This is a genomic window from Bacillus sp. FSL K6-2839, from assembly GCF_038003365.1.
Classification (GTDB): Bacteria; Bacillota; Bacilli; order Bacillales; family Bacillaceae; genus Bacillus.
In genome coordinates this window covers 306,201-328,494 of record NZ_JBBOOZ010000001.1, presented here as the reverse complement: position 1 = coordinate 328,494, position 22,294 = coordinate 306,201, and the positions used below count along the sequence as shown (strand labels likewise).

Genomic DNA, 22,294 nt, shown 5'->3' with positions numbered 1-22,294 from the left:
CGCTTATACTTCATTATAAGAAAAAAATCTCCGAATTGATATACGGCGGTGGTCTGAATCTATGATAAGACCCTGTCCTTTCAAGCAAAAAAACCGCCTCTTCTCATGAGGCGGTTTTTGCTATTTAGCGTTTTTTGATTTCTTCTAGGAGAATCTTGTTGACCATCGGCGGGTTTGCTTGTCCCTTCGATGCTTTCATGATTTGTCCGACTAAGAAACCAATCGCGCGGTCTTTTCCATTTTTAAAGTCTTCGATGGATTGCGGGTTGTTATCAAGTGCTTCTGTGACAAGTTTGAGTAGTGCACCTTCGTCAGAAATTTGGACAAGTCCTTTTTCTTTGACGATTGTTTCTGCGTCTCCTCCATTTTCAATGAGCTCTTTGAATACCTTTTTGGCAATCTTAGAGGAAATCGTTCCTTTTTCAATGAGTTGGATCATGCCAGCCAGCCCTTGCGGCGTTAGCTTTGTATCTTCCAGCTCTTTTTGAGCTGAGTTTAAGTAGGCAGATACTTCACCCATTAGCCAGTTTGAAGCTTGCTTCGCTTCTGCACCTTCTGAAATGGTTGCTTCAAAGAAATCAGACATTTCTTTTGTCAGCGTCAGCACCATGGCATCATATGCAGGAAGTCCAAGCTCATCGATGTAGCGTTTGCGGCGCTCGTCTGGAAGCTCTGGAATGGATGCTCTTACGCGTTCTTTCCACTCGTCATCAATGTACAGCTCCACCAAATCTGGTTCTGGGAAGTAGCGGTAATCATCTGAGCCCTCTTTGACACGCATAAGGATCGTCTTTTTAGACGCTTCGTCATAGCGGCGAGTTTCCTGTTCGATCAAGCCGCCAGATAGCAATACTTGCTCTTGGCGTTTCTCTTCGAATTCAAGACCTTTTTGTACGAAAGCAAACGAGTTCAAGTTCTTGAGCTCTGTTTTCGTTCCAAACTCTTCACGGCCGATCGGACGAAGTGAAATATTGGCATCACAGCGAAGTGAGCCTTCTTCCATCTTACAGTCAGAAACGCCTGTATATTGAATAATGGATTTTAGTTTTTCTAAGTACGCATACGCTTCTTCTGGTGTCCGAATGTCTGGCTCAGATACGATTTCAACAAGCGGTGTGCCTTGACGGTTGAAATCGACAAGTGAATAACCGTCGCCTGTGTGCGTCAGTTTACCTGCATCCTCTTCCAAATGGAGACGCGTAATACCGATTCGTTTTGTTTTGCCTTCTACTTCAATTTCAATCCAGCCGTTTTCACCGATTGGTTTATCAAATTGAGAAATTTGATACGCCTTTGGGTTATCAGGATAGAAGTAGTTTTTACGGTCAAATTTTGTATCTGTTGCGATCTCACAGTTCAGCGCCATGGCCGCTTTCATCGCAAAGTTTACCGCTTCTTTGTTCAATACAGGCAGTACGCCAGGATATCCAAGGTCGATGACACTTGTTTGCGTGTTGGCAGCTGCACCAAAAGGTGTCGGCGAGCTGGAGAAAATTTTCGATTGTGTTTTTAGCTCAACGTGGACTTCAAGTCCAATTACCGTTTCAAAGTTCATTCTGATTCACCCCTTACAGTTCAGGTTTTGCTTTATGATGATCTGTTGCTTGCTCGAAAGCGTGAGCCACGCGGTAAACCGTTCCTTCATCAAAGTGCTTGCCAATGATTTGCAGTCCTAACGGAAGACCATTTGCAAATCCACAAGGCACACTGATTCCTGGAACGCCTGCAAGGTTCACAGGGATCGTTAAAATATCGTTCGCGTACATCGTCAGTGGATCGCTTGTCTTTTCTCCAATGTTAAATGCAGGAGTTGGCGTTGTTGGCCCTACAATGACATCATACTTTTCAAAAACATCTTCGAAGTCTTTTTTGATCAATGTACGGACTTTTTGCGCCTTCTTATAGTATGCATCATAATATCCTGAGCTAAGAGCGAATGTCCCAAGCATGATGCGGCGTTTCACTTCGTTACCAAAGCCTTCAGAACGTGTATTTTTATATAAATCAATCAGGTTGTCTGCATTATCTGTACGGTAGCCATAGCGGATGCCATCAAAGCGCGCAAGGTTCGCGGATGCTTCTGAAGAAGACAGTAAGTAGTAAGTCGCAAGCGCATATTTAGAATGCGGCAGAGACACTTCTTCCCATGTTGCACCAAGTCCTTCTAATACTTTTAACGCTTTGAGAACAGACTCTTTTGCTTCCTCGCCAACACCTTCTCCAAGGTATTCTTTTGGCACTGCAATTTTCATGCCTTTGATGTCTCCAGTTAATGAAGAAAGAAAATCTGGGACGTCGACATTTGCGCTCGTTGCGTCCATTTGATCGACGCCAGCAATCGCTTGAAGTACGTATGCGTTGTCCTCTACGTTACGCGTAATCGGCCCAATTTGATCTAATGAAGAAGCAAATGCAATTAAACCGTATCTAGATACACGGCCATATGTCGGCTTCAGTCCCACAACTCCGCAGAATGATGCCGGCTGGCGAATCGAACCGCCTGTATCTGATCCAAGTGAGAATGGTACTTCACCTGCTGCAACAGAAGCTGCTGAGCCACCACTTGATCCACCTGGAACAGTGTTTAAATTCCACGGGTTTTTCGTTGCTTTGTAGCCTGAGTTCTCTGTAGAAGATCCCATCGCAAATTCGTCCATATTTAATTTACCGATTGTGACTGCTTCCGCATCTCTCAGACGATTGACAACCGTTGCATCATAAATAGGGTCAAAGTTTTGCAGGATTTTACTAGATGCTGTTGTACGTAAATCCTTTGTGACGATGTTATCTTTCACACCGATTGGCATACCGAACAATAGACCAAGCTCGTCCTTTTCACCAACTGCCTCGTCCAATTCCTTTGCATACGCACGAGCTTTCTCTTCGTCCAGTGCAAGGAATGCTTGTACTTTCCCGTCTACTTCATTGATTCGTTTATAAGACTCGTCCACTAAATCAGAAACAGACAGTTCCTTTTTATGTAAAAGCTCTTTTAATTCAGAAATTTTGTGATCAAACAGTGACATGCCTCAGGCCTCCTTTAGTCCAAAATTGATGGCACACGAATATAGCCGTCTTTATGATCAGGCGCGTTTTTGGTAACTGCCTCAATGGAAAGACCTTTATTCGGAACATCTTCTCTCATGACGTTTTTCATTTTTAATACGTGTGTTGTTGGTTCAACGTTTTCCGTATCTACCTCGTTTAACTGCTCTGCAAATGAAATGATGCTATCAAGCTGTTCAGTAAACATTTCAGCTTCTTCTTCTGTAATTGCAAGCCGTGCCAAATGCGCCACGTGCTTTACTTCTTCTATTGAAATTCTAGACATGCAGGTTCACCTCCAAAAATGATACGTGTTCGTGGTCATGATCATAAGTCATATACACTTTATCATATCAAATTTTACTGTTCTAAAGCAACTTTACGCAGGCGCAGCAAGAGGCCTTTTCTCTCGAAGCATCATTGTCATCCAACTGATAAAGAAAATATTCATACAGATCACCTTTTATTTTCAGAAAATTTTTACTTTTACTTACCTTTGTAAGCGCATACAAACTGATTCGCATCACCGATCTGTCTATTTTTTCTTCAAAATGTGGAGGTTTAAGAAGGTTGATCACTTGGGAATACTCTGTTAGGTTAAGTAACCATAGCAGTGAGCAGGGCATTCAATCAAAAAACCAGCCCTGGCACTTCTGTATATTTTGATTGAGGTGATGTCAAATTAATACGAAAAAGGTGAGAACACAAAATGAGTATTGAAGTTACAATTTCCTTATCTATTTATTTTATCGGGATGCTTGCCATCGGTTGGTATGCATTCAGGAAAACACATGATTTAAATGATTATATGCTTGGTGGACGCGGACTTGGTCCATTTGTTACAGCTCTTTCAGCAGGTGCTGCGGATATGAGCGGCTGGATGCTGATGGGTGTACCAGGTGAAATGTATAAAACAGGTTTATCGACAACCTGGCTTGCGATTGGTCTCATCGTCGGTGCTTACTTGAACTATCTCATTCTTGCACCTCGTTTACGTTCTTATACAGAGATTGCTGATGATGCCATTACGATTCCTGATTTCTTTGATAAACGATTCAAAGGATCATCTTCTTTATTAAAAGCTGTATCAGCCGTCATCATTTTAATTTTCTTTACACTGTATACATCGTCTGGGATGGTATCAGGCGGACGTTTATTTGAGTCAGCATTCGGTGCACACTACATGTTTGGACTGATTTTGACGTCAAGTATTGTTATTTTGTATACATTGTTTGGTGGATTCCTGGCAGTGAGCTTAACGGACTTTGTCCAAGGAGCTATCATGTTTTTAGCATTAGTGCTCGTGCCGATCGTTGCCTTTACACAATTAGGTGGACCTGTTGCCACATTCCAAGATATTCAACAGATTGACCCTAAATTGCTTGATATTTTTAGAGGAACGAGCGTCATTGGCATTATATCCTTCCTCGCATGGGGACTAGGTTACTTTGGACAGCCGCATATTATCGTGCGCTTTATGGCGATTACGTCTGTTAAAGACTTAAAACCAGCACGCCGCATCGGAATGAGCTGGATGATTATTTCAGTAATTGGTTCACTGTCTGTCGGTTTAGTTGGTGTTGCCTATGTTCATGAAACGGGTATGAAACTTGCTGACCCAGAAACCATCTTTATCGTCTTTTCTAAAGTGCTGTTCCATCCATATATCACTGGATTTTTACTTTCTGCCATTTTAGCAGCAATTATGAGTTCAATTTCGTCTCAGCTGCTTGTCACGGCAAGTGCGATGACAGAAGATTTATACAGAACGTTCTTTAGAAAAAAAGCATCAGACAAAGAGCTCGTGATGATTGGCCGTATGTCTGTTCTCGTTGTCGCGGTGATTGCCCTTTGCCTTTCACTTAATCCAAGTGACACCATTCTTGACCTTGTTGGTTATGCGTGGGCAGGATTTGGTTCTTCATTTGGTCCAGTCATCTTACTTTGCCTATACTGGAAGCGAATGAATCATCATGGTGCCCTTGTTGGGATGATTGTTGGTGCGGTAGTCGTTCTCACATGGATCACGACAGGCCTTAACCACGCAACAGGGATTTATGAAATGATTCCTGGCTTTACGTTAAGCGGTTTGGCTGCCATTATTGTGAGCTTAATGACCAGCAAGCCAACAAAAGCATCAAAACAATTGTTTAGCAAAATGGAAGATCATCTTGAAGAAGAAACAAAATAAAGAACATGAAGGGTCATCTGCCTTAGCGGATGACTCTCTTTTTTAAATAAAATGCTTTTCTTTCTCCCATTTCTGAATAAAATAGAAGTTGTGCAGCCATATGGGCTGTGAGAAGATCATATACATGATGTGAAACGTACATGAAGTGAAGGAGCGATACGCATGTTTTGGACGATTGAATGGGATACAGTCTTAAAATTAGCCGTGGCCACCTTAATCGGTTTGATTATTGGGCTCGAACGAGAGCTGAAGAAAAAGCCGCTCGGTTTAAAAACGTGTATTGTCATTGCTGTCAGCTCCTGCGTGTTAACCATCATCAGCATTGATGCAGCCTACAATTTCCCTCGAGTCTCTAGGCTTCAAATGGACCCACTCAGGTTACCGGCGCAAATTATATCTGGTGTTGGTTTTATTGGAGCAGGTGTGATTCTGCGAAAAAGTAATGATGTCATCTCAGGTCTTACGACTTCTGCGATGATCTGGGGAGCAGCAGGACTTGGGGTTGCAACAGGTGCAGGATTTTATAAAGAAGCCTTCCTCAGTCTTTTCTTTATTCTGATTAGTGTCGAATTTCTACCGTGGCTCTTCCAGCGGATCGGGCCGATTCGCTTACAGGAAAAAGAAATCCGCATCAGAATGTCTCTTTCTGATCGAAACCGCATGACGGATATTTTAAAAGAAATGAAAGCCCTCAATATTCGCATTCATTCTGTTCGAATTGATGATTTAACAGAAAAGAACTATCCGATTATGGAAGTACGCGTACGCGTGCATAAAGATCGCTATACAACCGATGTGTACTTTGATATTAAAGATCTAGAAGGCGTCGTTGGCGTGAAGTGTGATACGGTATAAAAGGTGATGGGACAAAAGTCTCTTCGCCTTTTTTTATGGGAAAAGGGTTGAACCATTGCCTTCGTTCAAATAAAATACAAATTATGAAATAAATGATAAAAGGGGATTTTTCATGGGCTCTATGGATCGTAAAAATCGTATTTTTCTTATGTGTGGGATGCTAGCGGTACTCGTCTTCGCTGCTTTATTGACCTCACATGATGTCACTCCCGTATCAACAAATGCAGCAGACAAGAAACAAACGAAAACACCAAAAAATATTATTTTTATCGTTGGCGATGGAATGGGGATGCCCGTGATCAAAGCCTACCGCACATTCAAGCAGGAAAAGCTTGGTTCTACAAAAGCACAAACCGTCTGGGACCCGTATTTAGTCGGGATGCAGACCACACATCCAGATGATCCTCGAGATAATATTACCGACTCAGCAGCCGCAGCCACGGCCATGGCGACTGGGAAAAAGACATACAATGATGCCATCGCCGTCAACCAAGAAAAAGAACCTCTTAGAAGTGTCGTTGAAGCAGCAAAGGAAGCACAAATGAAAACAGCCTTTGTTGTCTCATCTGACATCACCGATGCGACACCTGCCGCTTTTGGCACACATAACGTCTCCCGAAAAAACAAAGAACAAATTGCAGACCACTTTTTTGATGAGAAAATAGGCGGAGAGCACAAAGTTGATATCCTTCTAGGTGGCGGAATGCAATATTTTGACCGAAAAGACCGTAATCTTGTGAAAGAATTTAAGAAGAGTGGATATTCCATTCTAAGGTCAAAAGATGATTTAACCTCCCAATCATCTTCAAAAATGCTTGGCTTATTCCAGGAGGACGAACTGGATCGAGCCATCGATCGTCCAAAGCATGTGCCTACTTTAAAAGACATGACACTGGCAGCATTGACCCAATTAAATCAAGACAATTCGCATGGGTTTTTCATGCTGCTTGAAGGCAGTACCATTGATTCTGCTGGACATGAAAATGATGTGGTCGGCGCCATGAGTGAGATGGAGGATTTTGAGAAAGCAGTCCAAGCGGTTCTTCAATTCGCTAAAAAAGACAAAGAAACCCTTGTCGTCATCACAGCAGATCATGCGACTGGCGGCTTTTCGTTTGGTGCAGACGGCATGACAAGTGAAACCGGCTATAAATGGGACCCAGCACCCATTCTAGCTGCTAAGAAAACACCTGTGTATATGGCAAAGAAAATCGCAGGTGGACAATCGGTACGTGATGTCCTTCACACCAATATTGATTTCTCGCTCACAAAAGAGGAAATCTCACAGGTAGAGAAAGCGGCACAATCAGGGAAGGCCAGTACGATTCAACTCAGCATTCAACACATCTTTGATCACCGTTCTTTCTCAGGCTGGACAACCTTTGCTCATACAGGTGAGGATGTCCCTGTCTATGCATATGGACCTGGTAAGGCAGCATTTCAGGGCTGGATCGATAATACAAAGCAAGGAAAGAACCTGTTTCACATCATAGAATCACCGTCCACCTATCGCCCATAAAAAACAATCCCCGCCTCATCACATAGGCGGGGATTTTCATTTTTAAGATTGACTTAGCTTTGTAAAGTCAAACGTCGTAATCGGTGCTGCTTGCTCAATGTCGGAGCGGAAGCCAGCGAGCATGCCCTTCTCTTCTTCTCCGATGGTAGCCAAATCAAATGCTTGATGCAACAAGCCATAGATCAGCATGTGACGTAAGCGAAGGAAGTCAGGAATGTAGGCAAGCCACTCATCCCCAAGCTCATTCTCTTCACGATAGCCTTTAAGGAATTGCTTCATAAAGTTTCCTGCAAAAGCAGCTTTGTCTTCGTATGGAATCACTGGGTACCACAACACATTGTATAGCAAAATGCTAATGTCATTCATAAACCAGTTGTACCCAATATCATCGAAATCAAAGGTCGTAATTTTCCCTTGATCCCAGTGGAAGTTTCCGTGATGAAGATCCGCATGAACCAATCCGTACGTATCCTGATTTTTCGGAAGCTTTGCCAGCTTTTCCATCAACCGATCCGCTTGTTCAAACACAATGGTCTGATCGGCCGGGACATACTTACGCAGTTTCAGCTGCTCCTCTTCATCCCACTCTTGTCTTTTATAACGTGGGTCTGACAGCTGATAGCTTTTTGTCAGTTTATGCATGCGCCCTGTGTACTGTCCAAGGGCATAAAATAATTCATCGTTCCAGTCTGCCTCTTCCACTTTATGGCCTGATGCTTTTTCATAGACTCGAAGCAAAAATGAACCGCCTTGCCCATCGTCTACTTGCTCGATATCACGGCCATTTAATGAAGCAATTGGTTTCGCAACCGAAAGTCCGCCCTTCGCTAAGTGATGGAGCCATTCCATTTCACCTAAAATATAATCAGGTGATCTGCGGATGGTATGGGTAATTTTTAAAATGAAAGACTCTCCGTCTTTTTTAAGTTCATACACATAGTTTTCTGCATCTGCGATAAAGTGGATGTCACTTCGCTGGACTCCGTATAAATGAGTGGCCTCATCTAAAATTTTTGATTCTTCATATATGGCTTTTACATCTTTATGCATGCTGATTCTCCCTCTTCATATATTTTGCTAATTCTCGAATGGTGTGTTTTTCAGCAAAATTCAAATCATCAACATACCAACCCTTCTTTTCAATCTCTACTTCCATTTTGACAGCAAGTAAAGAATTTCCTCCTAAATCGAAAAAGTCGTTGTCAATTCCTACTTTTTCCACATGAAGAATGTCACACCAAATATCAAAAAGCAATGCCTCGCGTTCATTGGTTGGCTGTGCGTAAAGTCCATGATCCTGCGTTAGTTCCGTCTTTAATAATGCACGAAGACCTTCTTGATCATGTACCTTAAGGGCTTTTACATAACCGCTGTGCAGCGTTTGATCTGGTTGAACCGTTTCCCATGTATAACCTTTAGAAGCTGAATGACTTGCTGCCTCCACCCTTTGATCCTCTATTTCTTCAGTCGAGTGCTCACGAGATGACAATTGGTCGACGATCTGAATGTGATTGCTCAGTGAATCAATTTCTTCCACTTGTATACGATATGTTTGCTGCTCATCAACCTCCTGCATCTGGTGCTCTTTCATAAATGACTTGAACAGCTCATTACGTCCAGTCGATGCAAACGTAAATTCAATGGAAGAAAGCTGGTGCTGACGGCTGTATTCAGCGAGCCATGTCAGACATTTTTGCTCAATCCCTTTCCCTAGAGCACGGCAGCTTAGCATCCATGCATCAATTTTCAAGGTGTCGTCTGCATGATGAGCCAAGATAGCCCCTACAATCCCTTCATGACTGAAGCGATCCGCTGCCTCAATGACCCAGCCCTGGATATGCTCATTTTCCATCCGCTCTCTCAGCTGCTGTTCATCAAAGCGCTGATCATTTAAGCGGAATTGGTTAATGCGACTGCTCATTTGCGCCACGCGGGCAAGGTGCTTTTCTCCCCACTCTGTTACACTCATGTTCAAATTCAAATCTTGTAAAAATTGCTCCATTGACGGCGATTCTGCTTTCTCTTTTTGACGAGCCTTTTCAGCCTTGTAGCTCGTTGTTCGCCCTCTATCTTCTTCTGTGACATCATAGCGGTCAAATGCCCAAGCATGCTGAGCGAATAATGGGATCGCTTTTTCATTGGCAGGTAGTAGCAGTGTCATCACTTCAGGCAGCTCTTCATTCATACGCAAGCACTGAGCTGGATCATCGTCTAAGAAAATAAACTGAGATAATGAAAGGTTAAGAGAATCTGCCATCTCTTTTAGATGTGCCGGTTTACTTTCCCAATTGATCCGCCAGTCGACGATATCGTCTTTTTGCAAGATCATATCTGGGTGGTTTTCAAACACGCGCCACACATCTTCTTCATTGTTCCTGCTGCTCAAGACAAGCAGGAGCCCTTCTTGCTGCTTTTGTTTTAAAAAGCGCTGAAGCATTTGATGTTCTGGCGTAATGTCGATGCCTTCCACACCGTCTTCTGAAACGACACCTCTCCAAAGCGTATGATCACAGTCAATGGCCGCTACCTTAAATGGTGCACCTTGCCATGCAATGATCTCTCGCGCGACTTTTGTACCGATGGCTCCACAAAAGACTTCAGTGAATGGGAGGTGTGCGGCTTGCTCTCCTTTTTCATCAAAGATGTCTTCCATCTGATATTGCTGAGCAAGCTGACGACAGTCGATCAACTGAACACCGCCTATCTCAGATAACTGAGCAATCCACTCTTGTTCCACGTCTTGCAGGGTGTCTTTAAGAGCAGCACTTATCGGCAAAATCCCAACAAAATATAGGTTATGTTTCGTTTTTGATTTCAGAACGTTTGCTAGTTCTTCAGCATGCTCTAAAGCCAGTTTTTTCTTTTCTTCCAGTGAGAGATGAGCGGGACCAGTGATATCCTCTAAACGAATGAGCAGAAGATTCGCACCGTTTTTCTTCTGTGAGATAAGGCTGCGCTCATTTAGTAATTCCTGATAAACCTGCCCATATGGTGCAAATTGAACATCAAGCTGCACATCAAACTGCTTGGTCCAGTACTGAATATAAGGTGCGACTGGATCGGCTGTAAATGTCGAGCTGACTGTCAGTACGAGCGGTGCTTTTTCCTCTGCGCGCTCCCTTTTCTCTTTTGCTGCTTGTTCTTCTTCCTGTGAAAGAACAGCGAAATCCTTGAGCAGTTGATCAGGTGTTTGAACAGCCTGTTCGACCAAGTGCTGGAAGTGGTTGACGAAAGCTTGCATCGTCTCATGTTTAAACAGAGCCAGATTGTATTGAAGGACGCACTTTAACTCGCCCGTTACCTCTCTGACAACATCCATTTTCATATCAAGTTTGGAAATCCCCTTTGCAAACTCATGTGTTTCAAATGTTAGTCCATCGGCTTCAATTTTAATATTCGGATCGTACTCATTATGATAGATGAGCATCGTATCAAAGAATGGATTGCGATGCGGTCTTGTTTTTGGATTCAGATGCTCAACCATTTGGTCAAATGGGTACTCTTGATGGTCATACGCATCCAGCAGTACTTGCTTTGTCTGCGCAAGTTGCTCTGTAAAGGTTGCTTCTTGTACCATGTCTAGTTTAATTGGCAGGAAGTTCGTAAACATGCCAATTGTATGCTCGATATCTGCATGTCGTCGTCCAGCCACAAGTGAACCGACAATCAATTCCTCCTGATCCGCATAACGTGAGAGCAGCAGCCCATAGAGCTGGAACAAGATGACGTTATTTGTCAGTTGATACCGTTCAGCGAGCTGTTCAATTTTCTCAACGATGTGCGGTTCAATATTAAATTTAATCGCTCTTCCTAAGAAGGATTGTTCCTTCCGTTCAAAATCATATGGCATTGTCAAAGTTGGCACATTTGAGCCAATTTGCTGCTTCCAATAATCCTGCTGCTTTTGAAACATCTCGCTGCGGAAATATTTGTCTTGCCATTCTGCATAATCTTTATATTGAACGGTCAGTTCCGGCAAGGTTTCCCCTCGATAGAGCTCAGTAAATTCTTTAATAAAGATGTTCATGCTCGCTCCATCCGCCACAATATTATGCATATCGACTAATAAGAGATGATCATGTGCTGCGATTTTCACAAAACGCACACGGATCAATGGTGCAGCCTTTAAGTCAAATGGACGAATGAATTCATCGATTTGTGCTTCTAATCCTTCTTCATCAGCCTCTGTCATTTCAACAGCAAAGTGGAAATCATCATGGACCCGCTGAACCGGTTCTCCATCTTTTAATTCAAAGGTCGTTCGCAAGGTTTCATGACGATCAATTAATTGCTTGAAGGTCTGCTCAAAGCGCTCGACGTCAATTTCACCTTTACATCTTAGTGCCATCGGCATGTTGTATGAGGTCACTTGACCAATACGCTGATGAATGAGGAATGTCCGTCTTTGAGCAGCAGATAATGGATACGTGTCTTTCTTTTCCACTGGTTCAATCTTGAAATATTGATGCTTCTCTGCCTTTTCTATGAATGCTTGGAGCTTTTCAATCGTCGGATTGTTGAACATGTCTGTGAGCGTAAGTTCTACACCAAACTCTTTGTGAATTTGAGAAATCAGACCGGTCGCATTTAACGAATGTCCGCCAAGCTCAAAGAAGTGGTCGTCTCTTTCCACCTTTTCAATTCCTAAAATGTCTTTCCACATCCGCTGTAACGTTGCCTCAATATCATTCGCTGCGGCGGCATGGACTTGATTGTTTTTTTCTATTTCCTGTGCCTTGTTTTCCTTTGGCACCACCATTTGCACACCTGAGGATGAAGATAATGCGGATGTATCTACCTTTTCAATCCAATATCGTTGTCGTTCAAATGGATAGGTCGGCAAGGATACTTTTTGATTTGATGTCTGATTTCGCCATTTTGTCCAGTCAACCGGCACCCCTTGAAGCCAGATGTCACCAAGCCTGCCCAGCAGGTAGCGGTCGTCTGCTGCCTCTTCTTTCGGGTGACGCATCAATGGAATCGGCTGCTGATGGTGTTCCTTTGAGGCTTGGCGAATAAAGGCACTTAACGTATTCCCCGGCCCGACTTCAACGAAAATAGGATCAAGCTCCGTTAATAATGTCTCCGCTCCATCACGGAAACGGACCGCTTGCCGCAAGTGATCAGCCCAATATGCCGGGTCTTGCACTGCTTCATGGTCAATCCACGTACCTGTGACGTTAGAAATATACGGGATAGACGGTGCATTCAATTGATACTCAGCTACCTTTTCTTTGAATGATGGCAGGATGTCATCCATCATTTTAGAATGGAAGGCATGAGAGGTGTGAAGCTTCCTGCACCCATGTCCAGCAGCCTCCAGCTTCTCAGCAAGTGCATCAATGGCTGCGGTCTCCCCTGACACTACACATAACTCAGGACCATTTACTGCTGCAAGTGAAAGATCATCTGTTAAATATGGCAGCACGTTCTGTTCACTCAAAGGAACGCTCAGCATAGAGCCTTTTGAAAGCTTGCTAATGAGCTGGCCGCGATAAGACACAAGATCTACGGCATCTTCAACAGATAGTAAACCAGATACGGCAGCAGCTGTGTATTCTCCAATACTGTGGCCGATCAGTGCCTGCGGTTTGACGCCAAAATGAATCAGCAATTTAGCCAAAGCGTATTCCACACTAAACAGAAGCGGCTGCGTATATTCTGTTTGGTTGATCAGCTGAGGATCATCACTTGCTTCTGTTGAGAATAAAATGCTGAATGGGTCAACTGAGATATGCTGTTTGAATTGATTCAAGCATTGATCCAGCGCTTCCTTAAAGACTGGATATTTGTCATAAAGCTGACGCCCCATGTCTACATACTGAGATCCTTGGCCTGGGAAAAGAAAGACGACTGGCCGGCTCGAAGTTTGGGAGCTGGCCGTCTTGACCACCTCTTTTGACCTTTGATTCAGCGCCTGTAACATGTCAGCCGTGTTACTTCCAAGAATGACACGTTTATGCGGGAAATGATGGCGCCCTGTTTGCAGCGTATAGGCAACGTCACTTAGACGAACATGCTGCTGATGCTGAAGTAAATAGTCCGCAAGGCGATCCGTCATTTTCTCAAGAGCTGCTGGTGTTTTGGCAGATAATAAAAGAAGTTCACTATCCTCAGGGCTATCTGCGGCGACACGTGTAGCAGGTGCTTCTTCTAAAATGACATGAGCATTTGTTCCACCAATTCCAAACGAGCTTACACCTGCCCGGCGAGGAGATTCCTGCTTGCTCCATGGCGTCAAGTCTGTGTTTACAACGAAAGGCGAATTGGCAAATTCAATTTTTTCATTCGGCGTTTCAAAATGAATCGTCGGCGGAATCACTTGATGCTTTAAGCTTAAAACGGTTTTAATAAAGCCGGCGACACCTGACGCATCATTCAAATGACCAACATTTGATTTGACAGAACCAATGCGGCAAAAGCCTTTTTTATCTGTATCAAACGCTTGCTTGAGCGCTTCAATTTCGATCGGATCTCCGAGGGTAGTCCCGGTTCCATGTGCTTCAATGTACGAAATGGTTTCAGGTTCCACCTCAGCCATTCGAAGTGCTGTTTTAATCGCTGATACTTGACCTTTCGTACTCGGCGCTGTATATCCTACTTTTCTATTTCCGTCATTATTAATAGATGATCCTTTAATGACAGCATAAATGTGATCGCCGTCTTCAATGGCATCCTCTAAATTTTTTAAAATAACGGCTCCTGCACCATCACCAAAAACGGTTCCATCGGCCTTGTTATCAAAGACGCGGCAATGTCCGTCAGATGAATGGATCATGCCTTCTTGATAAAGATAGCCCGATTTTTGCGGCAGGCGAATGGACACGCCGCCTGCAACAGCCATATGACAGTCACCGCTTAATAAAGCCTGAACAGCTAAATGAATCGACACCATCGAGGTCGAGCAGGCGGTTTGCACCACCATACTCGGCCCCTTCAAATTTAATTTATATGAAATCATCGTCGCCAAATAATCACGCATATTCAGAACCGCAGCTTCCAGTGTTTTCGAATCCTCACCTTGAGCCGCCCCTTGAAGTGCTCTCATGACCCATTCTGTATTGATTCCTGCACCTGTATAAAGACCAATTTGCCCTTTATATTCAAACGGATCGTACCCAGCGTCTTCAAGCGCCGTCCACACACATTCATGAAACAGTCTGAACTGCGGATCCATCATGGCCGCTTCCTTTGGTGTATAGTCAAAGAAATCTGCATCAAATAAATCAACATCATCAAGCATCCCTTTTGCTTTGACAAAACGGGGGTTTTTCAATAAGGCTTCATCTGTACCTTCACGCCGTAATTCTTCCTCTGTAAAAAAAGAAATTGTTTCTTTTCCCTTTTTCAGATTCTCCCAGTACTCTTCTACATTTTTGGCCCCTGGAAAACGACCTGCAAGACCGATAACAGCAATTTCTGCGCCATGATAGTGATTCGTTGTATCATTCATTCTCGATTCCGCCTCTCAATCTTTTATTCCGTTGCTGTTTAAAACGAGCTCTTCGATCACCTGAAGTGACGACGGCTAGTTCTTCTTCCATCGTTTCTTCCTTCGAGTCCTCAGAAGGCTGGATATATTTCGCAAGCTCTGCAACAGATGGGTACGTAAACAAGGTCACAACCGCTTCATTTGTTTGAAGTGCTTGATTTAACCGATTGGTGACTTGAACAATATCCAGCGAGCTTGCGCCGAGATCAAAGAAATTGTCGTGAATGCCCACTTGTTCCATGCCCATAAAATCCTGCCAAACTTGACAGATCGCTTTTTCAGTTTCATTTCGAGGAGCCACATATGGATTGCCCAGCTCTGGTCTTTCGTGCTTAGACACCTCATATGAATCCTCATTCGCTGCTGCCTTCGGCTCTAGTGACAGCCATTGATCTATCCGTTCTTCAAGATTTCCTGTGGACACGAGCATGTGTCGATTCTGCCGGTTAGACAGAACATACTGGAACAGCTCAGCACCCTCTTCTGGTAATATCGCAAGCTCATTTATCGATTCACCAATTGTGGATTCTAGCTCACCCCAGAAATTCCACGCATCCCAGTTCACACACATCCACGGGGTTTGACTATGTTGATTAAGTCTAGCTGCAAATGCATCCATATATAAGTTAGCCGCTGAGTAAGCGGAGAATCCTAAGCCCCCAAGCAATGCACTAATGGAAGAAAAGAGAAGACAAAAATCTGCTTGTTCTTGTTCCAGCAGCTGCTCTAGCACATCGAGCCCTTTCACCTTTGATTGGAATTGATCCTCTCCCTGCGCCAGTGTAGAAGGGATATCTTTGATTGCACGGAAGGATGTACTTCCTGGTAATCCTGCCGCATGGAATACACCATGAACGCCGTCATGCTTTTTGCGAATGGCATCAAATACACGTTTCATCTGATCCAGATCTCCTGCATTCGCCTGCACCGCTTCTACTGTTGCACCTAATCGTTCGAGCTCAAGCACCTTCTCAATTCTCGTGCGCTGCGCTTCATCGGCATTTACTTGGTGAACGTATGACGCCCATTCATCTCTCGGCGGCAATGCCGTTCTTCCAGTTAAATAAAGATGTACGTTTCCTTCCTTCGCCAGCATCTTTGATAGAACAAATCCGATGCCGCCTAAACCTCCTGTGATCAGATACACACCATTTTGCCTGATCATCTTCGGAAGACCATCTTCTTTTTGCAGCGGCAAACGTTTGTAGCTCTGCACCCAGCGTTGACGATTACGATACGCCACAAGCTGATCCTTTCCAGGCTGCATGATTTCCTGCACAATGAGATCGACAAGCGCTTGTTCCTTCCAAGACATCACGTCTGGCACATCTTCCACATCAATATTCCAGCATTTGATATGATGGTATTCCTGTGAAATCACTTTACACGGTCCAAGCATTGCACTTTTCTCTGCACATATCGTCTCATTGCCTGTGACTGGCTGAATTCCGCTAGTGATCGTAAACAGACGGCATTCTCGAATATTTTTTTGGGCAGCAATCGCTTGAGATAAGAAAATTAAGCTGTAATAGCCTTTTTCAATGTGCGCCTGAAAAGCGGCTTGACGATTCGAGTTGTCATCTTCTTTCGCAGCTTCCCATAAATGCAGAATCCGATGGATATTGACACCTCTATTAGACAATGAATCTAGCATGTTACGGTAGTGCTGGCCTTCTGCCGGATTGATCGTAAACGACTGATCTTGCTCTTGATAAACTTCACCCTTTGTGACAGTAATGACCTTGATACCTTGTTGCTTAAATGAATGGGTAAACAGTTCATGAAAAGCATCCTGTTCCCTGAAAATGAGCCACGTTTGTTCTTCTGTTTCTTTTTCGAAAACAGGTTTTAGCGGCTGCTGCTCCCATGAAGGCAGGTAGAACCATTCTTCCATCTCTTTCTTCTTCGTTTCCTTAGGAGCGGATAGCTGCGGAGAAGCCGGCTTTCCTGCTTCAATCCAATATCGTTTCCGCTCGAATGGATAGGTCGGCAGCGATACGAGCTGACGTTCCTCTTGAGTTGGATGTTGCTGCGCTTTGACCTCGTAGCCGCCTGCCCATAGCTCTCCTATTCTTTTTAAGAAATATGCATGGTCATCCGCTTGTTCTCTTGCATGCCTCACCATATTCAGAACATCATGATGAGACTCTTTGTTATCATGACGTTTCGCTAATGCCGTCAAGCTGTTTCCAGGTCCAACTTCAATGAGCGCTCGTACTTCATCGGTTAACAGCTGAGATAGACCTTCATGAAAACGAACGGTTCCACGCAGGTGGCTCGTCCAATAAGATGCTGTCATCACCTCTTCACTTGTTGCCCAGGTGCCTGTCACATTCGATATAAACGGAATCGTCGGCTCATGCAATTCTACTTTCTCTACGAATTGTTGAAACGCCTCAAGCATCGGCTCCATCATATAGGAATGAAAGGCATGAGAAGTATGGAGCTGTCTTGTGACAATTCCTTTGTCTTGCAGTTTCTTTTCAAATGCAGTGATATGCTCTTCTCTTCCAGAAACGACACAAAGGTCTTTTGCATTGACAGCAGCAACAGAAAGCGATTCATCAATCATCGAAGTCAGCTCTGCCTCGGGTAATTGCACACTAAGCATGGCGCCTTTTTCCATGTCTTGCATCAATCTTCCTCTTGCCATCACGAGTGTTAATGCAGACTCCAGAGAAAAGACCCCTGACAAGCAAGCGGCAACGTATTCGCCGATACTGTGTCCAATCATTGATTCTGGCTCAACACCGCTATGCTGAAGCAATTTGGCTAATGCATACTCAAATATAAAGAGAAGCGGCTGAGCATTTGACGTTTTTGTGATGTCTTCGTTCGTTTCATTCTTGGAAAAAACAATGCCCTTTAAATCAACTTGCTCCGTTTCCATTACATATTTAAAGCATCTATCTACTTCCCATTTGAACACTGGCTCTGCATCGTATAATCCGCGCATCATACCAGCATACTGAGCGCCTTGACCCGAAAACATAAAGGTCGCTTTACGCCATTTTTTGCTTCGCAACACACTCGTTTCAAGCTGTTCCTGCTGCATCCATTCATCAGCAGACGCGAGCACGATGGCTTTTCGGTATGGAAATTGCTTTCTGCCATACCGCAATGTATAAGCAATATCTTCAAGCGGAACTTGAGGGTGCTGGATCACATACTGCTTTAATCGCTCTGTCATTTTCGCTAAAGCAGTATCTGTTTTTGCAGATAAGACGAGCAGCTGCTTTTGGTTAGAAGCTGGTTTTTGCTTCGCCTGTATGTCCTCTTCTATGATCATATGGGCGTTCGTTCCACCGATACCGAAAGAGCTAACCCCCGCTCTTCTCGGGCCATCTGCTTCCTTCCAATACAACGCCTTTTGATTCACATAAAACGGTGTATCTTTGAAAGGGATCTCCTGATTGGGTGATTCATAATGAATGGTTGGCGGGATCGTTTTATGCTGGAGGGCCAAAATGGCTTTAAACAGACCTGCAATCCCTGCCGCACTATTTAAGTGGCCGACATTACTTTTCACAGAACCGATCGGAATCGTCAGCGGATCTGTCCCTTTGAACACTTGACTAAGGGCAGATACCTCAATTGGATCTCCCATTTTTGTCCCCGTACCATGTGCTTCTACATAACCAATGGATGCGGGATCGATACCTGATTTTTCATACGTTTCTTTTAAAACCTCTGCCTGTCCTTCCACACTTGGAGCGGTAAAACCAGCTTTTCGGCTGCCATCATTGTTCACACCAACCCCTTTGATGACCGCATGAATCGGGTTGCCGTCTCTCATCGCATCTTCATAACGTTTTAGCAGAACAATCCCCGCTCCATCTCCGAAAATGGTTCCGCTCGCCTCTTGGTCAAACGGACGGCAATGTCCATCTTTTGATTGAATCATCCCATCTTGATAGATGTAGCCGATATTTTCTGGAGAACTGACCGTCACACCGCCAGCCAGTGCTGCATCACATTCTTGATTCAATAAAGCTTGACAGGCCATGCCAATGTTGACAAGTGAGGTCGAACAAGCTGTCTGCATGGTCACGCTAGGCCCGTGTAAATTCAATTTATAAGAAAGCTGCGTACTAAAGAATTCACGATCATTTAACAGCATTGCGCTGAATTGCTCAGTTGCTTCCATTTGATGTGCAAAGCGCGTCAGCCACTCATGATTTGGACTCGTTCCTGTATAAACACCAATTTTCCCTGCCATTCGATCAGGGTCACAGCCAGCATCCTCCAGCGCTTCCCAAGCACATTCATGCAAGAGCCTGAACTGCGGATCCATGAGCTCTGCCTCTCTAGCAGAATAGTTGAAGAAGTCTGCATCAAAGCCTTCGATCTCTTGTAAACGGCCTTTTGCTCCAATGAAATTCGGATGCTGATAAACAGACGCATCCAGCCCTGCTTTCTTGAGTTCTTCTTCTGTGAAAAAGTGAATCATTTCCTCGCCATTCACAAGACGCTGCCAAAAGTCTTCTAGCGACGAAGCCCCTGGGAACCTTCCTGCCATTCCGACAATCGCAATATCCGTATGCTCCTGGGACGTGTTCTTTACTGGGAGAGAAGCAGGTGTTTGATCTCGTTCCATCTGTTCTTCAAACAAATATTCAGCAAGGCTTGCCACTGTAGCAAACCGATACAATTGAACAGTGTCAATTTGTTGATCCATTCGCTCAGATATTTTCGCTGCAAGCTGAGATATATCAAGTGATGTCGCACCAAATTCAAAAAATGGCGATTCATCATCCATTTGATCAAACCCAAAATGAGTTTGCACAATGTCGTGAATATCTTTTTGTAAAGAAGCGAGCGAAGTAAAAACACGCTTTACATCCTGCGGCTTTTGTGGCTCAATGGCTGCCATCGTATTTGTTTGTGCAGAAAAATCGGTTTTATGAAATGGATACCCAGGTAGCGGAATGCGCTGCCTGTTCTTCTCCTCTGTTAAAGGAAAGGATAAGCCGACCCCCATTTCCCAAAGAACACCGGCGATTTGAAGAATGTCTCCATCAAGTGATTCGGTTGATTTTTCTGCTCCCTTTTCAACCACAATGCTTTGTTTTATTGAAAGATCAATGATCAAGGCTGTTGATTCTTGCTCAATCAAAGGCGGTTTTACAGGCTGATTCATATCAAGAAAACGCTTTGCAGACGATGGGTGGAAAGTGGTTAGTTCCTCCCCGGTTTGCTGCAAGTAAACAGGCTGTTGGAGTGTCCTCTGAGACAGGGAAGCCAGCCTTTGATTAACCGTCTCGATGTCATGAAGATGGTACACAATAGATGCCGCATCTTTTAGCTCAAGCCCGCCTGCTGCATATAAAGCTGTCCAGACTCCGCTGCCTTCTCCAATCCAACCATCTGGTTCAATTCCGAGTGACCTTAGCTCGTTGGCAAAAGCCGATGTCATGATCAGCATAGCCACTTCTGATTGTCTGCTTTGTTTGGAATGGAACAGCTCGTCTTTTTTGATAGGTACCGCAGATTGGACGAGGCTCATTAATCGATCCACTTCTGTTTTGAAAGAATGATCTTTCTCATACAGCTTGATGTAATCACGTAAACCTGACTCATGATACCCCGTCAGCCTCATGCTTATCCGTTTATAAAGAAGACTTTCTCTGCCTGCTGTATCTTCATTTAGCACTTGCAGTTGCTCTAATAATTCATCCCGCGACGAACAGACAAACGTTTTTCGATATTTGAAGGCTTTTCTTCCACTTTGTAAGGTGTAAGCTGCTTGGCCAAGTGAGAGTTCATGATGTGAGGAGACATATTCCTTCAAGTTTTTTGTCATGTTCTTCATATCATGCGTTGATCTAGCTGAAAGCACAATTAATTCTTTGGACGAGTCCGTGCCGTTTGTTTTTCTTGGCTTCGCCTCTTCTAAGATGACATGAGCATTTGCTCCCCCTATACCAAAGGCACTGACTCCAGCTCTCCTTGGCAAATGAGACGACTTCCACTCCTCTTTGTCTGTCCCAACATAAAATGGCGTTTGCTCAAACGGAATACGGTGATTCGGCTTGTCAAAGTGCGGCATCGGGGCAAATTGACGATGATGCAGCATCATGACTGTTTTGATAAAACCAGCCACGCCGCTTGCGGCATCTAAATGCCCAATATTGGCTTTGACTGATCCAATCCGGCAATAGCCTTGTTGATCTGTTTGAAAAGCACGAGTAAGCGCCTCAATCTCAATCGGATCTCCAACAGGCGTACCCGTTCCATGTGCTTCGATATAAGAAATCGTCTCTGGTTCTGTCTCAGCCATTTCTAACGCAGATTCAATGACACTTGCCTGTCCACTCACACTTGGGGCTGTATAGCCGACTTTATTGCTTCCATCATTGTTCGTTGCAGATCCTTTTACGACGGCATAAATAAAATCTCCGTCTTCTATCGCATCTTTCAATCGTTTTAGCGCAACCACGCCTGCACCCTCACCAAAAATGGTTCCTTTTGCTTTTTCATCAAACGGACGGCAATGGCCATCAGGAGAATAAATCATTCCTTCTTGGTATTGATAGCCTGTGATTTGCGGCTGATGGAGTGTGACACCTCCTGCTAACGCAAGGTCGCATTCACCTCCGATTAATCCTTGACAGGCCATATGAATAGCAACAAGCGACGTGGAGCAAGCCGTTTGTACCGATACGCTTGGACCTTTTAGATTTAATTTATAAGCAATCCGAGAAGCAAAGGACGGGTCATTGAGATGCATGATTTGAAATACATCTTCGTTCTTTTCAAGTGACGACATATGCTGCCCCATCCACGATAGATTGCTAGATGCCCCGGCATAAAGACCAATTAAACCTTCGTATTGCTCAGGCTCATAGCCTGCGTCCTCTAGCGCATGCCATGTGCATTCATGCATCAATCGAATTTGCGGGTCCATAATGGATGCCTCTCGCGGAGAGTAGCCAAAAAAGTCTGCATCAAATGATGATGCATTCTGTAAAAATGGCTTTGCCTTCACATAATCAGAACGCTTTAGCAGCGTCTCATCTACACCCGCTGCCTTTAATTCTTCATCAGTGAAAAACGTAACGGATTCTTTCCCTTGCGATACATTTTCCCAAAACGTTTGCACATTCGGTGCTCCGGGAAACGTACCTGCTAATCCTACAACTGCAATTTCAAGTCCAGATTCGGTCCATTGCTCTTGATCAGACATACGCTG

9 protein-coding genes are annotated in these 22,294 nt (G+C 44.1%); 3 read left to right on the top strand and 6 right to left on the bottom strand.

Annotated features, from left to right (window positions below):
* Window positions 1–124: 124 nt before the first annotated feature.
* Genes gatB through gatC form a run of 3 tightly spaced genes read right to left on the bottom strand, consistent with a single transcriptional unit; the run spans window position 125 to window position 3,331 of the window.
* Window positions 125–1,555 carry an Asp-tRNA(Asn)/Glu-tRNA(Gln) amidotransferase subunit GatB gene (gene gatB / locus MHH26_RS01370; protein WP_034664646.1) on the bottom strand — a complete coding sequence of 477 codons (1,431 nt, stop codon included), beginning with the start codon at window positions 1,553–1,555 and terminating at the stop codon, window positions 125–127.
* A gap of 13 nt (window positions 1,556–1,568) precedes the next feature.
* Window positions 1,569–3,026 (bottom strand): Asp-tRNA(Asn)/Glu-tRNA(Gln) amidotransferase subunit GatA, encoded by a 1,458-nt coding sequence (gene gatA, locus MHH26_RS01365; protein WP_034664650.1) that lies wholly within the window; start codon window positions 3,024–3,026, stop codon window positions 1,569–1,571.
* 14 nt (window positions 3,027–3,040) lie between these two features.
* Window positions 3,041–3,331: an Asp-tRNA(Asn)/Glu-tRNA(Gln) amidotransferase subunit GatC gene (gatC, locus tag MHH26_RS01360; protein WP_340971938.1), complete on the bottom strand. Its 291-nt coding sequence runs from the start codon at window positions 3,329–3,331 to the stop codon at window positions 3,041–3,043.
* Between the two features lie 423 nt (window positions 3,332–3,754).
* Here gatC and putP point away from each other — a divergent pair, with 423 nt between their 5' ends.
* The 3 genes from putP to MHH26_RS01345 all read left to right on the top strand — a co-directional run bounded on the left by putP (window position 3,755) and on the right by MHH26_RS01345 (window position 7,610).
* Complete coding sequence (gene putP / locus MHH26_RS01355) at window positions 3,755–5,236, top strand: sodium/proline symporter PutP (RefSeq protein ID WP_334750915.1); 1,482 nt, start codon at window positions 3,755–3,757, stop codon at window positions 5,234–5,236.
* 162 nt (window positions 5,237–5,398) lie between these two features.
* A complete protein-coding gene (locus MHH26_RS01350) occupies window positions 5,399–6,091 on the top strand; it encodes an MgtC/SapB family protein (RefSeq protein ID WP_012009182.1) in 693 nt (230 codons plus the stop codon).
* A gap of 112 nt (window positions 6,092–6,203) precedes the next feature.
* A complete protein-coding gene (locus MHH26_RS01345; protein WP_340971934.1) occupies window positions 6,204–7,610 on the top strand; it encodes an alkaline phosphatase in 1,407 nt (468 codons plus the stop codon).
* A 42-nt stretch (window positions 7,611–7,652) separates the two neighbouring features.
* Here the strand turns inward: MHH26_RS01345 and MHH26_RS01340 are convergent, their stop codons facing one another.
* The 3 genes from MHH26_RS01340 to MHH26_RS01330 are packed head-to-tail and all read right to left on the bottom strand — an operon-like array spanning window position 7,653 to window position 22,288.
* A complete protein-coding gene (locus MHH26_RS01340; protein ID WP_340971932.1) occupies window positions 7,653–8,660 on the bottom strand; it encodes a phosphotransferase enzyme family protein in 1,008 nt (335 codons plus the stop codon).
* Window positions 8,653–15,063: an HAD-IIIC family phosphatase gene (locus MHH26_RS01335; RefSeq protein ID WP_340971929.1), complete on the bottom strand. Its 6,411-nt coding sequence runs from the start codon at window positions 15,061–15,063 to the stop codon at window positions 8,653–8,655. Before MHH26_RS01335 ends, MHH26_RS01340 begins: the two co-directional genes overlap by 8 nt.
* On the bottom strand, window positions 15,056–22,288 hold the full coding sequence (locus tag MHH26_RS01330) for a beta-ketoacyl synthase N-terminal-like domain-containing protein (protein ID WP_340971927.1): 7,233 nt from the start codon (window positions 22,286–22,288) through the stop codon (window positions 15,056–15,058). The genes MHH26_RS01335 and MHH26_RS01330 overlap by 8 nt, the downstream gene beginning before the upstream one ends.
* Window positions 22,289–22,294: the final 6 nt, after the last annotated feature.